Source organism: Pseudomonas sp. SZ57 (assembly GCF_009495975.1).
GTDB classification, from domain to species: Bacteria; Pseudomonadota; Gammaproteobacteria; order Pseudomonadales; family Pseudomonadaceae; genus Aquipseudomonas; species Aquipseudomonas syringae.
Genome location: NZ_WIBD01000003.1, coordinates 1 through 19,092 on the forward strand (window position 1 = coordinate 1; position 19,092 = coordinate 19,092).

Sequence of the window (19,092 nt, forward strand, 5' to 3'; positions counted from 1 at the left end):
TTGAGGGTTTTTGTTTGTCTGGGGTTTATCACTCTGCCGGGCTCACCTCATTACAAGGTAGCGGAATTAGCGCCAGAGACCCCCAGGGTTTAGTGAAACGCCCCCATCCCTGCCAGTCTGCTGCCCGCTCGCAGGTGGAAGCTGCGCAGCACTGGCAGGCTTCCGTCCGGCTGACGTGGCGCATCCCACCCCGTCTCCGAGACATCCTCAAAGTCTGCAGCGGTTACCGGCGTTGGCAATGTCCAGGAGTTGTGTGCCATATCCAGTCCTTCGGTGTTAACGGTCAAGCGTCCCTTGTAGGCGATGTTGTTGAACAGGTTACCGAGAGGGATCAGCGAACCATCCGGGGCGATACCTGCCATGTTGTAGTTCACGCCATTTGCAAAAGCCGTGTTGTTGATGAAGTCCAGTGCCAGGGTATGGTGATTGGCATAGAAACCAGCGGACTTATTGTCGAAGGCAACGGAATTACGGACGATATGCTTCACGCCGTCAGGCACATACTTGCCACCGTATCCGCCCGCTTTGATGCCATTACCATTGCCGGCTTCAAGTTTTGTGCGCGTGCCAGGCAGGTAACCTTGCTGCCATGCCCATGAGCTTTCGATGGTCACTGGCGAAAAGGCATTGATCAGGTCAAAGCCGTCGTCGGAATTGGCCCACGCTCTGCAACCGCGGAATACATTACCTGGATGGCCTGCCTTGATATGTGCACCGAAGCCGTCTGCACTCTGACCTGCGCCGTTTGAGGTGTAAGGATCGTAGTTGTGGTGGGAATCTGTATTCAGCACCAAGTTATAACCGCCGTTCTGAATGAACAGGCCTGGTCCCATGTTGTGATGCAGATTGAGTTGCTCGAAGATATTGTGGCTGCCGCTGTTCCAGATGCCCCATGACTCGTGGTTGAGATGGTTTTCGGGCTGTTGCGGTACGCCGGTCACCTCCAGTCCCTTCAGGTGTAGCCAGCTCCCGGTAACGTTGAAGCCTTTGACGCGACAATCGTCTTTCATGGCCGAGAAATCGAAAACCGGTGTTTCGCCCGGATAGGCCCAGTAGCGTATGGGTTTGTTTTCGCTGCCGCTATTGTTCAGGGTGATGGCATTCACGGTATCTGTACGGCTAGCGCAGCGGTTGATGCCGGCTGTGTAGGCATAGAGGCCGCCGCGAAAGTACACCGTGTCGCCGGCTTTTGCGGCTTGCTGCGCGCGCATGATGGTGCGCAACGGTGAGGCTTTGGTACCCGCAGCGTGATCATCGCCATTGGGGGCCACGTAGTAGTCAGTTGCCTGCGCTGTTGCAGCAACGACCAGCAAGACCGTCAGCGATATCGTTCTCATGGGGTCACTCCAAGCCTGCCTGGTGTAATCGTATGCGTGTTTGCTGCCCCTTATTATGAATTCGATGAATAAAGAGTCTGCTCGCCGAGGCCTGCAACAGGGCCTCACTCAATTCAAAGACAATAAAAAAGGCCGCATTCTCATGCGGCCTTCTGTTCACAGCAATCAGCCTTTAAGAGGCCAGTTCCGGGACCTCTGGTTTCACATCGTCACGACGCTGAATGTATTTCCAGTCCGCTTCATCAATGTAAATACCATTGGGTCCGCTGCCGCCTTCCAGGTCGATGGCAACGTGAGCCGAGACCTGTGGCTTCACACTGGCCAGAATTGGAACGAAGCCCAGTTGCAGGCTGGTTTCCAGCAGGGCTGCCTGGTTCTTCTCGTCGATGTCTGCGGCTTCATCGAGGTAGTAAGGCAAACGCACCCGACCGGCCTGGTCGCGATCCATCAAGTGCAACAGCAGGTACATGTTGGTCAATGCCTTGATGGTCATCGTGGTGCCGTTGGAGGCCGCGCCATCGATATCGGTGTGGATAACCGGTTGTCCATTGACCTTGGTGATTTCGAATGCCAGCTCGAACAGGTCCTTCAAGCCCAACTGGTTGTGGTTGGCAGCCACAAGCCGGGCCAGATATTCCTTGGCTTCTTCGTTCTTGTTGTCCTGCTCTGCGCTCTGGCTCAGGTCGAAGACCGACAGCGTCTCGCCTTCTTCGTACTGCCCGGCGCTGTGGATGATCTGGTCGATGTGCTTGAGCGCTTCCTTGTTAGGGGCGAGCACGATACGGAAGCTTGCCAGGTTCGAGACCTGACGCTTGTTGATCTCGCGGTTGAACAGCGCCAGTTGATGCTCAAGGCTGTCGTAGTCGCTACGGATGTTGCGCAGGGTACGCGCGATATCCGTGACCGCAGCGCGACGAGCCTTGCCCAGCGTAAGCGCTTCGTCGGTACGGTGTGCGTAGGCATTGATCAATAGCTGCAGGCGACGCTCCATGTCGTCCTCGCTGTCGAACTTGGCCACACCCTTGAGGCGAACCTGTGCGTACAGCGCCTCAATCTGTCCATCGCTGCGCAACAGACCCTGCCAGCTGTCCTGGTAGTCGTTGAGCAGCGGCAACAGGTTATCCATGGAATCGTCGATCGGGTCCATGAACGGTGTGCCGAATGGCAGGTCTGCTGGCAGCAACTGACGGCGACGTAGCGCGTCGTCCAGTGTGCGTTGCTTGGATTCCATATCGCCGATCTGACGTGCGATCAATTGCAGCTTGGCGGACAGTTGCTGCACGCGCTCGGTGAACGCGTCGCTGGAGCGTTTCAGTTCATCCTGAGCGGCTTCCATCTGCGCCAGCTCTTCCAGCTTGGTGGATTCCTCCGCGCTCAAGGTCTGGCAGCGGCGGAAGTCTTCAAGCGCTTTTTGCGCATCCAGCACTTGTTGATAAAGCGCTTCGGTCTGGGTCTTGCTCGCCGAACGGTCGGCAGCGACAGCCTGCTGGGTTTTCAGTTGTTTGAGTTCTTTCTCCAGTCGCTCTTTCTGATCGCGCAACGCGGCGCGATCGGCCAGCGCCTGCAGGGCAGGAGGCTCGATGCTCGACAGGTTGATGGTCAGCCCCGGTACTGAAAACTGATCGCCCTTGAAGCCATCCAGAATGGTCTCCAGCGACTTGACCCACGCATCGCCATCATCCAGCGCAATGCCTTGCTCACCCAACGGCAGGCTGAACAGCGCGCTGTTGAACAGACGCATCAGACGTTCGACGTCCGGCTGGGAAAACTCTTCACGCAGACGGGCATAGCTGTTGTTGTCCGCATGATCAAGCTGTTGCTTGACCGACTTGAGGCGTTTTTCCAGATCGCGCAGGCGCTCGTCCAGGTCTTCGGCGCTGAACTGCCGGGACTGGGCCAGCGCACCGGCCAGCTCATCGTGAGCGTCCTTGGCGGCGAGCAGCTGTTGCTCCAGCACCTTGACGTCATCGACCAGCGCAAAACGATTCTTCAGTACCGACAGCTCGCCGACCCAGCGCTGGATGCTGCTGATCTCGCGCTCCAGGCGCATCAATTCCTGAGTGCTGCTGCGCTGATCGTTCTGCATCTCATCCTGCTGGGCACGGTAATGCTCAGCCTGAATGACCAGCTCTTCCTTGCGCGCACCGGAGTAATCCGACCAGGTGCCGAGCAGCGAATCAAGGATCGGTGACAGACGATGCAGCTTGCCGCGCAACACATCGCGCTGTTTTACGCCAGCGGCCAGCGCCTCGACCAGAGGGCCGGCCAGCACCAGCGAGTTGTAGTCCTGTTCCATACGCCGCACATCGCGGAAGGCTTCTTCACAGGCGGCAATATAGTCGACGCTGCCCGAACGCAGGCTGTGCTCGAAAGCATCCAGAAACAGCTGCTTGAGTTTGGCGGCGGTGATTTCACGCATGTGCAGCAGGTTGATGAACAGTGCGCGGAAGGTCTTGAGGCTCTGCTCGCTGGTGGAGCGCAAAGGGATCAAGGTCAGGTCCAGCGGAATCGACGTGTGGCCGCCGACCAGCAGACGGCGCAGTTCGTCAGGTTTCAGCTCGTAGGCTTTCAGGCCCTGGCTTTCCAGGTTGCTGAACAGCTCTTTCTGACGCAGGCAGGTGTCGTTCTTCTGGTAATGACCCAGATCCAGCTCGCCGGCATAGGCGAAGAACTGATGGCCGAAGCCGCCGCCCGGACCGCGACCCACGACGCCGATGACATGCGGGCCGTGAGGCAGGGAGACTTCCACCAGAATGTAGCTGGTGTCGGAGGCGAAGTAGAAGCGCCGCGATTGCTCCAGGCTGTATTTGCCGAAGCTCATGTCCGACATGCGCGCCAGAATCGGGAACTGCAGGGCGTTGATCGAGGCGCTTTTGCCGAGGTTGTTCGCGCCATATACCGACAGCGGATTTTCCAGCGGGAACAGGCCGAGACTGTAACCGGCAGTGTTCAACAGGGCAAAGCGGCGGATGCCATAACGTTCCTGGCTCATGTGTCCATCTCCTGTCGTTGCTCATCGGCGATTGCCCGGGCCAGCGCCTCTTCCTCGGTCTCTTCGCCGAATTCAGCCAGGTCCAGCGGGTCATCGGTTTCCAGCAGCTTTTCGTCGCTGTCGTCATCGATGAGCACGGGCGTCGGCAGGGGCAGGGCGCTATGCAGGCTGGCTGCCAGATCGCGGTCCTGTTGCACCGACAGGCACACATCGAGAAAACGGTACATCGGTGGCAGGAAACGGTAGATACCCACTTCCTCACTGGCAAAGCCCAACTGCGTCATGCGCCGCATGATCTTTTCTTCAAGCTCTTCCGGGGTCTGTACTTCAGCCTGGAGAAACAGGTCGCGGTACTTTTCCAGCATCGAAGGCAGCTCGTCGCGGCCCAGGCTGCCACCGTCGAGCACCGACATGGGGTCACGGCCCTGATCTGCCAGATGTTCAACGAGGATGAAGGTGAACAGCGCCAGGCGCTGGGCGGTCTTGTTGACCTGCGCGGCAGCCAGTTCAGGCACGAAGTAATAAAAGCCACGCGTGTCGCAGACCAGCTCGAAGCCCAGTGCCTTGAACAGCGTGCGGTACTGGTCCTGGCAGTTGGAGAGCTGAGCGTACAGCTCCGGGTCGCGGCGGCTGATGTGATAGCCCTTGAACAGCTCGCGAAAGATCGGCGCGAGCTGGGACATTTCGGATAGATCAAGATGCATGAACGGTGCTCTCGGAATGCTCGGCCTGCTCGTCTTTTGCAGCGAGCAGGGCAAAGGAGCGCAGGCTGACGCGGTGCTCCCGGGTGAAATATTCGCGACGCTCGAGGCGTTCACGGGCGAAGCGCTTGTCTCGCGACAGGCGCGAGAACCAGTAGAGCAGCTCGTCGGTCTCGCCGGTCGGCTCCTGCTCCAGCAACCAGACCATGAGGTCAGGCATCGGCAAGGCGTCTTCACAGCGTTCGAGCATCTCCTTGACCGTACGCGGTGCGCGTGGCGCCTGGCCCTTGCGGGTGCCGCTGGCCTTGGGGAATCTCGCGGGTTTGGGTTCGAAGCGCGCCAGGGCATACACGTAGGCCTCGACCTGGCTGGCACTGCCCAGGAACGTGCTTTGCGGACGGGTGAACATCGGCATGGCAGCCTGAGGCACTGCATCCAGCCCTTTGCGGCGAATCGCAGACAAGGCCAGCGCCGCGCCGCGGGTCACCGCGTTATGGCGACGCGCTTCTTCACGCAGTGGCAGCAGCAGTTCGCGCGCATGGCGCAAGGTCAGCTGGGCGCTGGTCTGCATTTCCAGAATGCGCGCGTGGGTACGCAGCAGCATATCGTCGTCGACCAAGTGACCGAGACGTTGTTGCTCGGTCAGCAGGCGCAGCAGGACGTTTTCGACCTTGCGCACGCCCTGCTCGAACGCACCGTCTGCGTTGACCAGTTGAATCATCGGCTCGACGTATTCGTCCCACGTCGCCAGCACTTCGGCATAACGCTGGCGCAACGGGATCTGCCGGTCACTGGTCTTGGCCCGGTCGGCTACGGCGACCAGCGCCTGCTCGTCGTTGGCGAGCTTCTTGAGTACGTCGCGCACGCGCATGTCCAGCAGGCGCAGCTGTCTGGCCAGGTCGTTGGCGTCGCGAACCTCGAACGCGTCCTGAATGTAGCCGGCCAGTCGCTCCAGGTGGCGCAGGTAGGCTTCGATTTCCAGGCACAGGCCCAGACGGTGCTCGCGGCGCAGGTACGACAGGAAGTCATGGATCTGTGCGTTGAGCTCGAAACGGTTCGGGCTTTTCGCGACGGGCACCAGAATGTCCAGACGGATCCACACGTCCAGCAGATTGGTGATGTCTTGCGGAGTGCTGTCCTGCTGCTGAGCGCCCAGTTGCAGGCGCAGCTCGCTCAGGCTCAACGTACCCTGGTCGAAATGTTCGCATAAGGGCTCAAGGAGCGCCCAGTGCTCGGCAAGGGCGCGCAGAACGCGCTTGGGTTCGATCATCGTTAGGCCGACTGTTGGCAAGTGAAAAGCGGCAATTGTACTGCATCAGCCGACTGATATTTCACCTGCGGGCGATATGCTGCAGCGCAAAAAGGCGAACAACGCTAGAATTGCGCGCTTAACTTATCCACAGGTGGCTGACCCTTGCTCAACGAGTCCCGTCGCCGCGCTTATTTGACCGCCATGCAGGTGGTCAACTGGCTGCCGCGCACAGAACTGCCATTCGCCGCGCCGTCGCGTCCGCAACTGCTTGTGCCGTTGCCGCCGCCGGTCGAGGTGCAACGTGTCGCGCCTGCTGCTTCGCCAGCGGAGCACACTGCGCCTGCCGAAACGTCGAACGTCGAGCCGATTGCCCGGCAGCCCGAGCGCCCGAGGGTCGAGGTGCCGCGCCCCTCACTGGCCAGCACGCGCACAGCCACCCCGGCCGCCGAAGAGGCCGAGCCGGCGCCGCCCAAGGCGCCGGTGGTACCGCCACCGCGCTTTGCCCTGCAATTGTTGCGCGCCGGACGCTGCCTGTTACTGGTCGAACTGACCACGGGGCAGCCGTTTCAGAGCCGTGATCCTTCCTACCTGCTGCTCAAGGACATGTTGCGCGCCGCCGGTCTGCCCGACAGTCCGCAGATCATTGGCGAGCCCGTGCGCTGGCCGTTGCTGGTCCGCGGCCAGATGGACCAGGGCCCGGAAGCTGCGCGTGATTTCGTGCAGGGCTTCGTCGGCGCGCGGCTCGAGGACGAGCCCTGCGCCTGCCTGTGGCTGATCGGTCTGCCGTCGATGAAGTACGCCGGTGAAGCCGATGCCGAGTCTTACCACCGTGAACTGCAGATTGAAGGTCTGGGCACGGCCTGGGCGCTGCCAGGTCTTGAATTACTGATGGACGAGCCTGAGCGCAAGGCGGATGTCTGGAAAGCCATGCGTCGGCTGATGACGCGCTGGAAATCGATCGATGAGTGATGCCGTAACCTTCCGCCGCATGACCGAAGCCGACATGGACGCGGTGCTGAAAATCGAATATGCCGCGTTCAGTCATCCCTGGACACGCGGCATCTTTCTCGACGGGCTCAAGTCCTACGAGATCTGGCTGATGTTCGAGGGCGCGCAGCAGGTCGGGCACGGCGTCATTCAGGTCATCATCGACGAAGCGCACCTGCTCAACATTACGGTCAAACCTGAAAACCAGGGTCGCGGTCTAGGCCTGTTACTGCTCGACCACCTGATGAAGCGCGCTTACCAGCTCAATGCACGGGAATGCTTTCTGGAGCTGCGTGACAGCAACCGCCCAGCCTATCGTCTGTATGAAAACTACGGTTTCAACGAGATAGGCCGGCGTCGTGACTACTACCCGGCATCCGACGGCGGCCGTGAAGATGCAGTAGTGATGGCCTGCACGCTGCTGGACTGAGTGTCCGGATCAGCGCTGGTTGCCGTCCAGCGGGTCGATGAGTGCCAATTCTTCCTCATCCAGCCCGTTGCCACCGCCAATGTCATCTTCATCGACTACGGTCAGGTCCAGGTCCGCCGGGTCGCCATCGCCCTGTTCGGACGGTGAACGGGCACCGTCTTCACGGATCAGGGTTTCCGGAGACAGATCATCGTCAGTCGGATGGTGATCATCAGTGGATGCCCCCGTCAGGCCTGCCTCACGCACGCGCTGATCGGGAATTTCATGTTGCAGCTCGCCTTCAGGGATAAGATCGCCGATACGGCCCGGTTCTTCCTCGTCGAAATCGAGTGTCTCCATGGAGCCCATGCGGTCTTCGTTATCGTCGATGGGTTCCGGTTCGGTAGCACCGAACGGACGGCGTGAATCATTCATGGGAAATCCTCATTTCAGGTGGTCGTAAAAAGTGGACCGGCCATGACTTTGAAGATTCCTTTTTGTTGACCGACGAGCCTTGGTGAATTTTGCCAGTAGTGGCAAACAGGCGTGACTTGAAGGATTCGACTCCAGTCCAAGGCTGGGCATCATTATCGAGGCGTCAAAGCATGAACGAGCTACAAGACCTGATTGATAACAATGCACGTTGGGCCGATGCGATAAAGCAGGAAGACCCTGAGTTCTTCGCCAAACTGGCCCGCCAGCAAACCCCTGAGTTCCTGTGGATCGGTTGCTCCGATGCACGCGTGCCGGCCAACGAGATCGTCGGCATGCTGCCGGGTGATCTGTTCGTTCACCGCAACGTGGCCAACGTCGTGCTGCACACCGACCTGAACTGCCTGTCAGTGATCCAGTACGCAGTGGATGTGTTGAAGGTCAAACACATTCTGGTCACAGGCCACTACGGTTGCGGTGGCGTGCGGGCGTCCATGCAGGACCGCCAGTTCGGCCTGATCGACGGCTGGTTGCGCACGATTCGTGACCTGTATTACGAAAACCGCGAGTTGCTGGCCAAGCTGCCGACCGAGGAAGAGCGCGTCGACCGCCTGTGTGAATTGAACGTGATCCAGCAAGTGGCCAATGTCGGTCACACCAGCATTGTGCAGAACGCCTGGCACCGTGGGCAGAGCCTGTCTGTGCATGGCTGCATCTACGGCATCAAGGATGGCCGCTGGAAAAGCCTCGACGTGACCATCAGCGGTTTCGAGCAACTGCCGCCGCAATACCGTCTGCGTCCGCAGGACTGACAGCCGCTCATCGCCAGCCAGCCTGTTGTTGCAGGCTGGCTGGCGAGTTTCGGCCCATCACAGCACGAAACGCTGCACCATCAGGTTCAGATCAGTCGCCAGCATCGACAGTGCGTTACTCGCGACAGTGGTCTGCTGCGCGCCCGATGCGGTCTGGCTGGACAGGTCGCGAATACTGCTCAGGTTGCGGTCCACTTCGGTTGCCACCTGGGCCTGCTGCTCGGCGGCACTGGCAATCAGCAGGTTGCGGTCGTTGATGGTGGCGGTTGAATGAATGATCACTTGCAAGGCTTCGCTGGTCGAGGCGGCCTGTTCCATTGTCAGGCTGGCCTGGGTCGCCGTGTGGCGCAGCGAGCTGGCGGTTTGCTGAGTGCTTTGCTGTACGCCGCTGATCAGCCCTTCGATTTCCGCGGTGGAGGCACTGGTGCGCTGCGCCAGTGAGCGGACCTCATCGGCCACCACGGCAAAGCCGCGCCCGGCTTCGCCTGCACGAGCCGCTTCGATAGCCGCGTTCAGCGCCAGTAAATTGGTCTGATTGGCAATTGCGCGAATCACATCGAGGATGCTGCTGATGCTCTGTGTACGCTCGGCCAGCCCTTGCGCCTGATGCGACGAGTCCAGCACGTTTTCGGTCAGTTCCTTGATCGACAGAATGGTTGCCGACAGCTTGTCCTGCCCTTGTGCTGCCGCCTGGGTCGACGCCTCCGATTCGGTCACGGTATTGCTGGCGTTGCCTGCCACCTCGATGGCCGCCTGACTCATCTGATTGACCGCGACAGCGGCCTGCTCGATTTCAGTGTTCTGCAGCTGCAGATTGAGCGCACTGGCTTCGGCAATGCTGCCCATCTCCTGAACCGACTGCGACAACTGCGTCGCCGCTGCGTAGATCTGGTCAATCGTGCTGTGCAGGTTGGTGCGCATGCGCCCGAGGGTGATCAGCAATTGCGCGGTTTCGTCCTTGCCGTCCGGTATCGGGTGCTCGCTCAGGTCGCCATCGGCAATGGTGCTGGCGATGTGTAGAGCCTGCCGCACCGGATGGATGATGCTGACGCTCAGGCGCCAGGCCAGCAACAGGGTCAGCGCCAGAACCAGGCCGATGGCGCTCAGCGCGATGATCCGCGTTTGCTCGTAGCTGGCGCTTGCGGCCTCTACAGCGGTGGCCGCACTCTGTTTGTTCAGTTCCCGCAACAGTTGCACCTGCATGTCCATCAGGTCGCCTTGCAGCGAGAGCATGGTGTTGGCCAGCATCCTGGCCTCGTCCAGCTTGTTCTGCTCGATCAGCGCGATCTGATCCTGCAAGCCGGGCATGAAAGCCTTGTAGGCATCCTGCAACGCAACAATCGAGTCATGCTCAGTGCCCGACTGAACGCGCGCGAGGTATTCCGAGAAGCCTTTCTCGACCTCGTTCCTGAGTTGTTCGACATTGATCTTGCTGTTGATGACGGCACCCGGATCGTCGGCGTTGGCGATCAGACGGGTGGTTTCGCTGCGCAGTTTGACCAGGCCGATGGCGATGGCATCGGCGGTGGCGATACTGGGCAGGGCGCCGCTCTCGACCGCCTCGCCCTGGGTACGAATAGCCTGCATCTGCAACAGGCAGAACGCGCCCAGCGCGACCATCAGCAGAGAGGTGACGGCGAAGCAGATCACCAGGCGCAGCGTGATTTTGAAGCGGCGCAAGAGTGTTGTCGTTGTGGCTTGCCGACGTAGGAAACGAGGCATCAATCTTTTCACGGCACACAACCCCTATAAACACACGGACCTTCTCGGAGAGCCGTTTATAGGGCAATTGTGTGATGTCTTTATGACATCTAATGAATGATGGGTGGGCAGCCGACGATTCATGGCTGAGGGGGAGCAACTTCCTCCATCAGTTCATCCAGAAAGCGCTTGACCCGGTGGTGCCGGACTTTCGCCAGCTGTGCGCCGGTATCGGTCTGAAAACCGTCGACCAGGTGCAGCAGCTTGGTGTGGAAGTGGTCGACAGCGAAATTTATGTCGTCGTAGGGGCGCTGGCTGGCATACGGATCATTCGGGTCGTACAGCGCTCTGCCGAGCCGCCCTGATACGTAGAAGGTGCGGGCTACACCGATCATGCCCAGCGAGTCGAGACGGTCGGCGTCCTGCAGTATTCTAGCCTCGAGGGTCAAGGGCGTGATCGCCGCCGAGAAGCTGTGCGCTTCGATGGCGTGGGCGACTGAGGCGATGCTCTGCTCGTCCCAACCCATTTCGGTCAACAACTCGCTGGCCCGCGTCGCCGCCAGTCGCGATGCGCTGGCGCGAAACGGCGAGTCTTTCTCGACCGAAACACAGTCATGCAGCAGCGTTGCCGCAATCAGGATGCGGGCATCGCCGCCTTCACAGTCACGAATGGCGCAGACGTTCTTCCAGACACGCAGCAAGTGCGAGACATCGTGCGAGTCGTCGATTCTCTCTGCGTGGGTGTGGGGTATCAGCAGGTTGGCCAGATCCTCAAAGGGGGTGAAGCTGGCGGCGGTCATGCGGTGGTCCTCGGGCGTCTGGTCAGGCCTCAGCATTACAGACAATGCCGCCTGATAAAACCCTGTCACTGATCAAGAATATGGCTGATCTGGCCGGCAAGCAGCCCCGCACCCCGTGCGTTGAGGTGGTTGAAGTCCTTGTAGTACGAATGCAGGTCGCCGATCAGGCATTGTCTGTCCTTGCAGAAGGCGTCATCCAGCGTGATCAGGCTGATGTGTTGCGATTGGCTGGCACGCAGGAACAGCTGGCGGGTGAAACGCTGCAACAGGTCGTGTTTTTCCACCGGCACCGACAGTTCGCTGACCCGCTGCAAGGCCTGCGCATCGTCTTCCGAAGCGTCCCGCGCCAAGCGGTAATAGAGACTTTCAGGGTTGATCATTTGCTGCGGCACCTGCGCGACGATGAACACCTCGGCGCCGATACTGCGGTAGGCCTCGATCGTGTGTTCGAGGGCCTGGCTGAATACCTTGCGCGAGGTTTCGCGGCTTTTCTGCGGATCGGCGCGTGAGGTCAGGAAATATTTGCTCATCGTCCTTTCGCTGTAATCGTCACCGGTATAGAGCGTCCAGCGCGCCACCAGCACGACCTTTTTGATCCGCTGCCGCTTCACGTAGTCGAATTCCCGAGCGGCCAGCGCTTCGCAGACCCCGGCAGCGTAGTTGCCGTTGGCCACGTCCACGCCGAGCAAGGGCAGGCAGCCGCCCAGGCCGATATGCGCGAGGGTTCTGCCCTGATCCCGGGCGGCAGCGTCGAACGTCGATAACAGCGCTTCGGCATGGCTGTCGCCGAACAGCGCCATGTCCGGTACTGCCTCCTTGTCAGCAAGGCCGAACAGGCAAAAATCGACGTTGCCGCTCTTGCCGTCCAGGGGCTGGTCGCATTTGTCGCGTATCAACGGGTCGGCGAATGCCTGATGCAGCTCCGGGTCGACAGCGAAGCGCTGGGGAAAGCCGTTATTCACATAGCCGACCAGCCCCAGCGCGACAAACAGCGTTGAGGCAGCCCCTGCTGTGGTGAAAATCTGACGACGATTGAAGGTGCCGGCCTTGCGAAAAGGCTGCTCGACGAAACGCCAGCTCAGCCAGGCCAGCGCCAAAGACACAAGGGTAAGCGCCAGCATGAGTGGCAGGCCTGGCTCATTCAGGTTGTACTGGCGGGCAAAGGCAAAGACCGGCTGATGCCACAGGTAGGCGCTGTAACTGAGCATGCCGATCGCGACGGGCGCACGTGAGCTCAGGGCGCTCCCCACCCAGGTCTTGCCATGGGCGAAGACGATGATCAACACCGCACCCAGCACGGGCACCAGCGCGTTGAGGCCGGGGAAGGGCGTGCTGCTGTCGAAACCGACCACGGCATAACCGATCAGCGAAATCCCCAGTAAAGTCGCCGCCTGATCGACAACGCTCGCGCGCCCGATGCTGCGCGGTCGCCAGGCAAAGTAGAAGGCGATGAACGAGCCCGCCAGCAATTCCCAGGCACGTGCCGGCAGCAGATAAAACGCGTTGCTGGTGTCTTGATGGGCGCCCAGTTGCGCCAGCGCCAGGCTGGCCAGGGCGACGAACATCAGCAGCACGATCAGCCGCTTGCGGCCCAGGCCCCAGGCCAGCATCAAGAGCAGTGGGAAGAACAGGTAGTACTGTTCCTCCACCGCGAGCGTCCAGGTATGCAGCAGAGGTTTGAGTTCTGCCGTGGCGTCGAAATAGCCGCTTTCCAGCCAGAACAGCACGTTGGATGAAAAGGTCGGCACCGCCACCAGACTCTTGGCGAAGTATTTCAGGTCAGACGGATCGAGCGTCAACCACGCGACAGGCAAGCAGATCAGCATCATCACGAACAGCGCCGGCAGGATGCGCCGCGCGCGTCGTTCGTAAAAGTTGATCAGCGAGAACCGGCCTCTGATCTTCTCCGCGATGATGATCGAAGTGATCAGATAGCCGGAGATCACGAAAAAGATATCGACGCCCACGAATCCGCCGCTGAACAGCGGCAAGCCCGCGTGGAACAGAATGACCGGAATGACCGCGAGCGCGCGCAGACCATCGATCTCGGGTCGATAGCCGAGTGCCGGGTTGTGAGGGATGCCCATGTGATGTGCTCATGCAGTAAGTGGCAAGAGACGGTAAATGCACGCTGCAATAGCTACCGCCAACGCGAGGCGCAGGGGTCGTGTAGGGAGAAGACGAAGGGAGGTTGCCGGACAGAGAGTGCTGTATTTTTTAGTTCAGGTCTTCGCTTCTGTCCAATGACTGAAGCAGGTTTATGACGACAGATCAGTCTCTTCCCACCTGAAACGGGAAAAGCCCTTTATAATGCATGGTTTTACCCCTCCTCGATGCGAGAACCATTGTGAGCTTACCGTCCTGCCCGAAATGCAATTCCGAATACACCTACGAAGACGGCAGCCTGCTGATCTGCCCGGAATGCGCCCATGAATGGTCTGCCGACGCCGCTGGCGCCGATGCGTCCGACGACGTGAAAGTCATCAAGGACTCAACGGGCAACGTGCTGCAGGACGGCGACACCATCACGGTGATCAAGGACTTGAAAGTCAAAGGCTCCTCGCTGGTGGTCAAGGTCGGCACCAAGGTCAAGAACATCCGCCTGGTCGATGGCGACCATGACATCGATTGCAAGATCGATGGCATCGGCGCGATGAAGCTGAAGTCGGAGTTCGTCCGCAAGGTTTGATTCTGCCGGGCAATGGCTTTAGCCTGAACGCCTCGCCGGTCCTTCGACTGGCGGGGCGTTCATGTTTCCGGGCGCGCCAGGGCTGTTTTTCCTGAACAGGTGAATACCGTGCCGAACACCCCCGCCCCGTATCTGAAACCCGATGAATGTGTCGTGCTGTTCGATGGGGTCTGCAAGCTGTGCAATGGCGTGGTGAAGTTTCTGATTCGCCATGATCCGCATCGGCGTCTGCGCTTGGCCGCCGTGCAGTCGGAACAAGGTCAGGCATTGCTGAAGTGGGCCGGGCTGCCGCTCGACGATTTTCATACCATCGCGGTTATCGTCAACAATCGGGTGTTCGTGCGCTCGGATGCCTTTCTGCACATCATGGGCCTTTTGCCTGCGCCGTGGCCGCTGCTCAAAGTGCTGGGGATTTTCCCGCGCTTTCTACGCGACTGGGCCTACAACCGTATCGCGCTCAACCGATATTGCCTGTTCGGGCGCTATGATCACTGCCTGTTGCCATCACCCGAGCACCGGCAGCGCTTCCTTGACGGCTGACGACCGGCGGTCATTTGTAAAGTCTGTCAGGTACGCACGGGTTGTGATCCACTCTTGTGGTCCGTAGAATTCGTGTCATCTTGCTTCACTCCCCATATCCACAATAATCCACTTTGCACACTGCGCCCGATTCAGAAGGTCGAGCGGAGCGTTTTTGCGTTGGTTTTTCAGTGGGGCGAGCCGCGGTTTTGCATACAGGTGTCAGGCGTGCGTGTGCACGCGTGGCGGTCGGCCTTCGGGTCGGAACATTTTCAGGGCGTTGTGATTCTTGATAACTTCACCTCCAAACGAGCAGGCAGGTAGCTGGCTTGGCGTATTCGCGCTGGCCTTGGCGGCCTTCATTTTCAATACCACCGAGTTCGTGCCGATCGGTCTGCTGAGTAACATCGGCCAGAGCTTCGAAATGACCCCGGCCCAGGTCGGGCTGATGCTCACGATCTATGCCTGGGTCGTGTCGCTGATGTCGTTGCCGATGATGCTGGCGACGCGCAACATCGAGCGCCGCAAGCTGCTGATGTTCGTGTTCGGGCTGTTTGTGGTCAGCCACGTCCTTTCCGCGATCGCCCCCAGCTTTGCGATCCTGCTGGTGAGCCGGGTCGGTATCGCGTTTGCACATGCGGTGTTCTGGTCGGTCACGGCGTCGCTGGCCGTGCGTATCGCACCGCCCGGCAAGCAGGTTCAGGCGCTGGGCCTGCTGGCGACCGGTACGTCGCTGGCGATGGTGCTGGGTATTCCGCTGGGCCGCGTGCTGGGTGAAGCACTGGGCTGGCGGACCACCTTTCTGGGCATCGCCGGCATCGCTGCGCTGGTAGTCTTCCTGCTGGTTCGCGCGCTGCCTTTGCTGCCCAGCCAGAACTCCGGCTCATTGCGCAGCCTGCCGATCCTGTTCAAGCGCCCGCGGCTGATGGCGATCTACCTGCTGACCGCCATCGTGGTCACCGCGCATTTCACCGCCTACAGCTATATCGAGCCGTTCACCCAGACCGTGTCCCGGCTCAGCGGCGAAATGACCACGATCCTGCTGCTGGTCTTTGGCGGTGCCGGGATCATGGGTTCGATCATCTTCAGCCTGTTCAGCGACCGCTTCCCCAACGGGCTGTTGATCACCGCCATTGGCACGCTGACCCTGTGCCTGCTGATGCTGTTGCCGCTCTCAGGGGATGCCGTGACGCTTGGCACGCTGACCATTATCTGGGGCATGGCGATCATGTGCTTCGGCCTGACCTTACAGGCGCGCGTGCTGTCGCTGGCACCCGATGCGACCGATGTGGCGATGGCGCTGTTCTCGGGCATCTTCAATATCGGTATCGGCGGCGGCGCGCTGCTCGGCAGCGTGGTCAGCAGCCATCTCGGGGTTGCCAATGTCGGCATCGTCGGCGGCCTGCTGGCCCTCGGCGGGCTGGGGTTGTGCTGCTATACAACGCATCACTTCGGCAAGGTGCGGCCTGCTGCCGAGATGCAGGCCGAGAGCAAATAGGGCACGCATAAAAAAGCTCGCTGACGCGCAATGCGTTCAGCGAGCTTTTTGGTCTGGCTTGCAGGTCAGGCTTTAAGCCGACCCAGCCACTCCAGCGACGTTCTCCAGATACAAATACCCAGGAAATACGCCGACATCGCCAGCCACAGCCCCATAACCACCGGGCCGTTGTGCGGGTGGTTGATGATCAGCAGTGCGCTGGACAGCAACCATACGGTGGTCACCGCGATATTGAGCGGCATGAAGCGGCGCACGCGGAACGGGTGCAGGAACTTCATGCGGGTCATGGTCAGCAGCGCCAGGGCGATGATAGTGATGAACGTCAGCCATGGGGCCGGTGACAGAATGTAGAGGCACAGTGCAACGACGTTCCAGGCGGCGGGGAAGCCCTGAAAGTAGTTGTCCTTGCTTTTCATGTCGACGTTGCAGAAACAGAACAGCGACGAAACCAGAATGACCGAAACACTCAGCAGCAGCGTGTAATCCGGCACCGGTATATAGCGGTAGATGAACAGTGCCGGGATGAACACGTAGGTCAGGTAGTCGATGACCAGATCCAGTACCGAGCCGTCGAAGTGCGGCAGTACCGACGTGGTGTTGACCTTGCGAGCCAGTGAGCCATCGACTCCATCCACGATCAGGGCCGCGCCCAGCCACAACAGGCAGGCTTTGGGTTCGTTGTTGAACAAGGCAATGGTCGCCAGGAACGCAAGGACTACGCCGGTGGCGGTGAAGCCATGTGCCCCCCATGCGTTGAGTCTGGCTATGCGTTGATTGGTTATCACGGGGGCGCTCTCCAGGAAGTAATGCTTGCCAGGGTGTGCCGCAAACCTGACCGGTAGCAACTATCGACCCGGCAATTGCCGATAAGTTTAGCGGTGACTATCCCTTGTTTCCCGGTTGTTTTCCAGAAAGCCACGCTCTTCGTCTGATCGCGGGTCTCTGTATTCTTCCGGTTCGACGAAACAGGTAGGCGCGTCACCGTTGGCATTGAGTTGGTTGATCAGGGTCGGTTGGCCCTGTTCATTGAACAGTACCTGCCCGACACCTGCCGAGTTCCATAAGCGTTCACCGGCCTTGCTGTGCTCGGGCGTGCGCGGAACAACCTTCATCAGGCGGCGCTTGGTGAACCAGTTAAGAGGTGAGCGGGGAGAGTATAACCAGCGATTCAGCCGATCAAAAGTGTCGAGTAGACGACGGGGGAATTCATTCTTGATGCCACTGCTGGTGATCTGCCAGATGTGAGGCCCGCCGCTGCGCTGGCGAATCAGGATTTCGTAGACGAACGAGTAATGCACATCGCCCGACAGGATCACGTAATTGCCCGGGGTTCTGGAGTGGCGAAAGATGTTCAGAATCACGTTGGCAGCACCACGGTGCGCCATCCAGTTCTCCGCATCGACCAGCAACGGATAGCCGCACCAACTGAAGATACGTTGTATCGCCTCGATCAATTTGACGCCGAACACGGGGGCAGGCGAGACGATAATCGCTGATTTATGGTCGATCAGCTCCTGTTGCAGTTCACTGAGCGCTTCCCAGTCCAGCAGGCCGGACGGGTGATTGAAGTTCGACTCGCTGCGCCAGCGCCGGGTTCGGGTATCCAGTACCACCAGTGCCGGGTGGGTCGGCAGCACGTAATGCCATTGCTGAAACTTCAACAACTGATCAATCAACTGGTCCTGGGCCTGGCTGTCCAGCCAGTTGTCGTTCGACACGGCCTCGGTGCTCAGTGCATGAGCCTGTTTGACCAGTCCGTTTAGCGCATCCGGGTTATTGCCCCAGCCCTGGCACAGCAGATAGGCGAGCAGGGCGTTACCGATGATGCGCTTGGAGAAGGGATGGCCGTACGCGGTTTGCTCCCAGTTCGCCGACAGGTTCCAGTCATCGGTGATGTCGTGGTCATCGAAAATCATCATGCACGGCAGATGCGCCATCGCCCGTGCTACGCCGCCCAGGCCCTCGGCAAACGCCTCGACCAGATGCTGCTCCCTGGCGTAGCGCTCGACTTCCCCGTCTTCCAGTTGCGGCCTGCCGGGTTCGATCAGGGTCCAGGGCGTGGGTGACCAGACCAGCAGGTACATCGCCATGACTTCCGCCAGGGTGACCAGATGGTTATCCGCTGTGCTGCTGGTGAATACCGGTTTGCTGGTGCCGCCGAAGAAGCGCTCGCGCAGTGTGTCGTTGCTTTTCAGGGCCGGCAGCAGGTCGGCACGCTGGTAATAGCTGGCCGGATGCGCATAGAGACGAGGGCTGTCATCGACGATGGCACCGTCGAGTCGCTCGTCGAACAACCCCAGCCGTTCGATCAAGACATGGATGGCGCGCAGCATTGGCCCGGCGACATCGTCGGCGTAAATCTGATCGCCGCTCATCATCAACAGCGCAGGGCGTTGCAGCGGCTCCTTGATGTCGGCCAGCAGGCGGTCCACGCAAAGCAGACCTTCGGCCGCGCTGTGGTGCGGCTTGCGGCACGAGCCATGCAGCAGGTGATCAATGCTGCTGCGCACCACGAAGTTCGGGTAGCGGTGGCCCTCGTACAGCAAGTGCGGCGCCCACTCGGCAATACCGCCTTCGTCCTCCACAAGCAGGTCGTAATCGATCCAGGTGTCGCACGGCAGTTCGGCTTCCAGTTGCAGGTCGATCAGGTGAATGAACGCATGGCGCCCAATTGCGATGACCTGACATTGCCGGTCGTCGAGTACGTAATCGTTGAAGCCCGCAGTGGAGTCATCAGTAGCGGCATGACGCAGGCGCACGGTCAGGCGCAATGGACGAGACCCCACCAGCCACAACACCAGGCGGCTGGCTTCCTGACGGCGCAACAGCGGGCCGGCAAGGATGGACGGCAGCGAAGTGAGTTGATCAAAGGAAGAAGCTGACATCCTGACTCATGGCTCTGTGGGATATAGGCGGGGATGGTAACGCAACAGGCCTGGAAAGTTCTTGTTACACCACGCGAA

General features: G+C 59.9%; 16 protein-coding genes. 6 read left to right on the forward strand and 10 right to left on the reverse strand.

The genetic code is table 11. The annotated features are described in order from the left end of the window. Positions 1-89 precede the first annotated feature (89 nt). From GE543_RS03660 to mksB, 4 genes are all read right to left on the reverse strand, one after another. Positions 90-1,337: a right-handed parallel beta-helix repeat-containing protein gene (locus tag GE543_RS03660; protein ID WP_153220782.1), complete on the reverse strand. Its 1,248-nt coding sequence runs from the start codon at positions 1,335-1,337 to the stop codon at positions 90-92. Positions 1,338-1,509: 172 nt separating this feature from the next. Then, positions 1,510-4,329, reverse strand: a complete 2,820-nt coding sequence (mksF, locus tag GE543_RS03665; RefSeq protein ID WP_153220784.1) for an Mks condensin complex protein MksF — start codon at positions 4,327-4,329, stop codon at positions 1,510-1,512. Beyond that, the gene (gene mksE / locus GE543_RS03670) at positions 4,326-5,033 is read right to left on the reverse strand and encodes an Mks condensin complex protein MksE (protein WP_153220786.1); all 708 of its coding nucleotides are present in this window, start codon (positions 5,031-5,033) and stop codon (positions 4,326-4,328) included. The genes mksF and mksE overlap by 4 nt, the downstream gene beginning before the upstream one ends. After that, a complete protein-coding gene (mksB, locus tag GE543_RS03675) occupies positions 5,023-6,300 on the reverse strand; it encodes an Mks condensin complex protein MksB (protein WP_003404706.1) in 1,278 nt (425 codons plus the stop codon). Before mksB ends, mksE begins: the two co-directional genes overlap by 11 nt. 144 nt (positions 6,301-6,444) lie before the next feature. Between mksB and GE543_RS03680 the strand changes: the two genes are divergently transcribed. Both GE543_RS03680 and rimI read left to right on the forward strand, forming a co-directional pair. Further along, positions 6,445-7,251: an energy transducer TonB gene (locus GE543_RS03680; RefSeq protein WP_096115884.1), complete on the forward strand. Its 807-nt coding sequence runs from the start codon at positions 6,445-6,447 to the stop codon at positions 7,249-7,251. Next, on the forward strand, positions 7,244-7,699 hold the full coding sequence (gene rimI, locus GE543_RS03685; RefSeq protein WP_003345934.1) for a ribosomal protein S18-alanine N-acetyltransferase: 456 nt from the start codon (positions 7,244-7,246) through the stop codon (positions 7,697-7,699). Before GE543_RS03680 ends, rimI begins: the two co-directional genes overlap by 8 nt. A 9-nt stretch (positions 7,700-7,708) precedes the next feature. Here the strand turns inward: rimI and GE543_RS03690 are convergent, their stop codons facing one another. After that, entirely contained in the window at positions 7,709-8,113 is a 405-nt protein-coding gene (locus tag GE543_RS03690; RefSeq protein ID WP_153220788.1) for a serine kinase/phosphatase, read from the reverse strand. Positions 8,114-8,283: 170 nt separating this feature from the next. On the opposite strand from GE543_RS03690, the gene can reads away from it, so the two are divergent. After that, entirely contained in the window at positions 8,284-8,922 is a 639-nt protein-coding gene (gene can / locus GE543_RS03695) for a carbonate dehydratase (RefSeq protein ID WP_003345939.1), read from the forward strand. A gap of 57 nt (positions 8,923-8,979) precedes the next feature. On the opposite strand, the gene GE543_RS03700 is transcribed toward can, so the two are convergent. The 3 genes from GE543_RS03700 to GE543_RS03710 form a co-directional block, all read right to left on the reverse strand. After that, positions 8,980-10,644, reverse strand: coding sequence for a methyl-accepting chemotaxis protein (locus GE543_RS03700; RefSeq protein WP_046236347.1), 1,665 nt, complete (start codon positions 10,642-10,644; stop codon positions 8,980-8,982). A gap of 119 nt (positions 10,645-10,763) precedes the next feature. Further along, positions 10,764-11,423: an HD domain-containing protein gene (locus tag GE543_RS03705; protein WP_003408463.1), complete on the reverse strand. Its 660-nt coding sequence runs from the start codon at positions 11,421-11,423 to the stop codon at positions 10,764-10,766. A gap of 65 nt (positions 11,424-11,488) precedes the next feature. Further along, entirely contained in the window at positions 11,489-13,510 is a 2,022-nt protein-coding gene (locus GE543_RS03710) for an acyltransferase family protein (RefSeq protein ID WP_003408466.1), read from the reverse strand. A gap of 257 nt (positions 13,511-13,767) precedes the next feature. Here GE543_RS03710 and GE543_RS03715 point away from each other — a divergent pair, with 257 nt between their 5' ends. From GE543_RS03715 to GE543_RS03725, 3 genes are all read left to right on the forward strand, one after another. Then, positions 13,768-14,112, forward strand: coding sequence for a zinc ribbon domain-containing protein YjdM (locus GE543_RS03715; RefSeq protein WP_032656664.1), 345 nt, complete (start codon positions 13,768-13,770; stop codon positions 14,110-14,112). Positions 14,113-14,220: 108 nt separating this feature from the next. Further along, the gene (locus tag GE543_RS03720) at positions 14,221-14,652 is read left to right on the forward strand and encodes a thiol-disulfide oxidoreductase DCC family protein (RefSeq protein WP_371927086.1); all 432 of its coding nucleotides are present in this window, start codon (positions 14,221-14,223) and stop codon (positions 14,650-14,652) included. Between the two features lie 268 nt (positions 14,653-14,920). Then, the gene (locus tag GE543_RS03725; RefSeq protein WP_003408474.1) at positions 14,921-16,129 is read left to right on the forward strand and encodes a sugar transporter; all 1,209 of its coding nucleotides are present in this window, start codon (positions 14,921-14,923) and stop codon (positions 16,127-16,129) included. 65 nt (positions 16,130-16,194) lie between these two features. Here GE543_RS03725 and pcsA read toward each other — a convergent pair whose 3' ends face one another. Continuing rightward, positions 16,195-16,914, reverse strand: coding sequence for a phosphatidylcholine synthase (gene pcsA / locus GE543_RS03730; protein ID WP_003404730.1), 720 nt, complete (start codon positions 16,912-16,914; stop codon positions 16,195-16,197). An 87-nt stretch (positions 16,915-17,001) separates the two neighbouring features. After that, on the reverse strand, positions 17,002-19,014 hold the full coding sequence (locus tag GE543_RS03735) for an alkaline phosphatase D family protein (protein ID WP_153220790.1): 2,013 nt from the start codon (positions 19,012-19,014) through the stop codon (positions 17,002-17,004). Positions 19,015-19,092 lie beyond the last annotated feature (78 nt).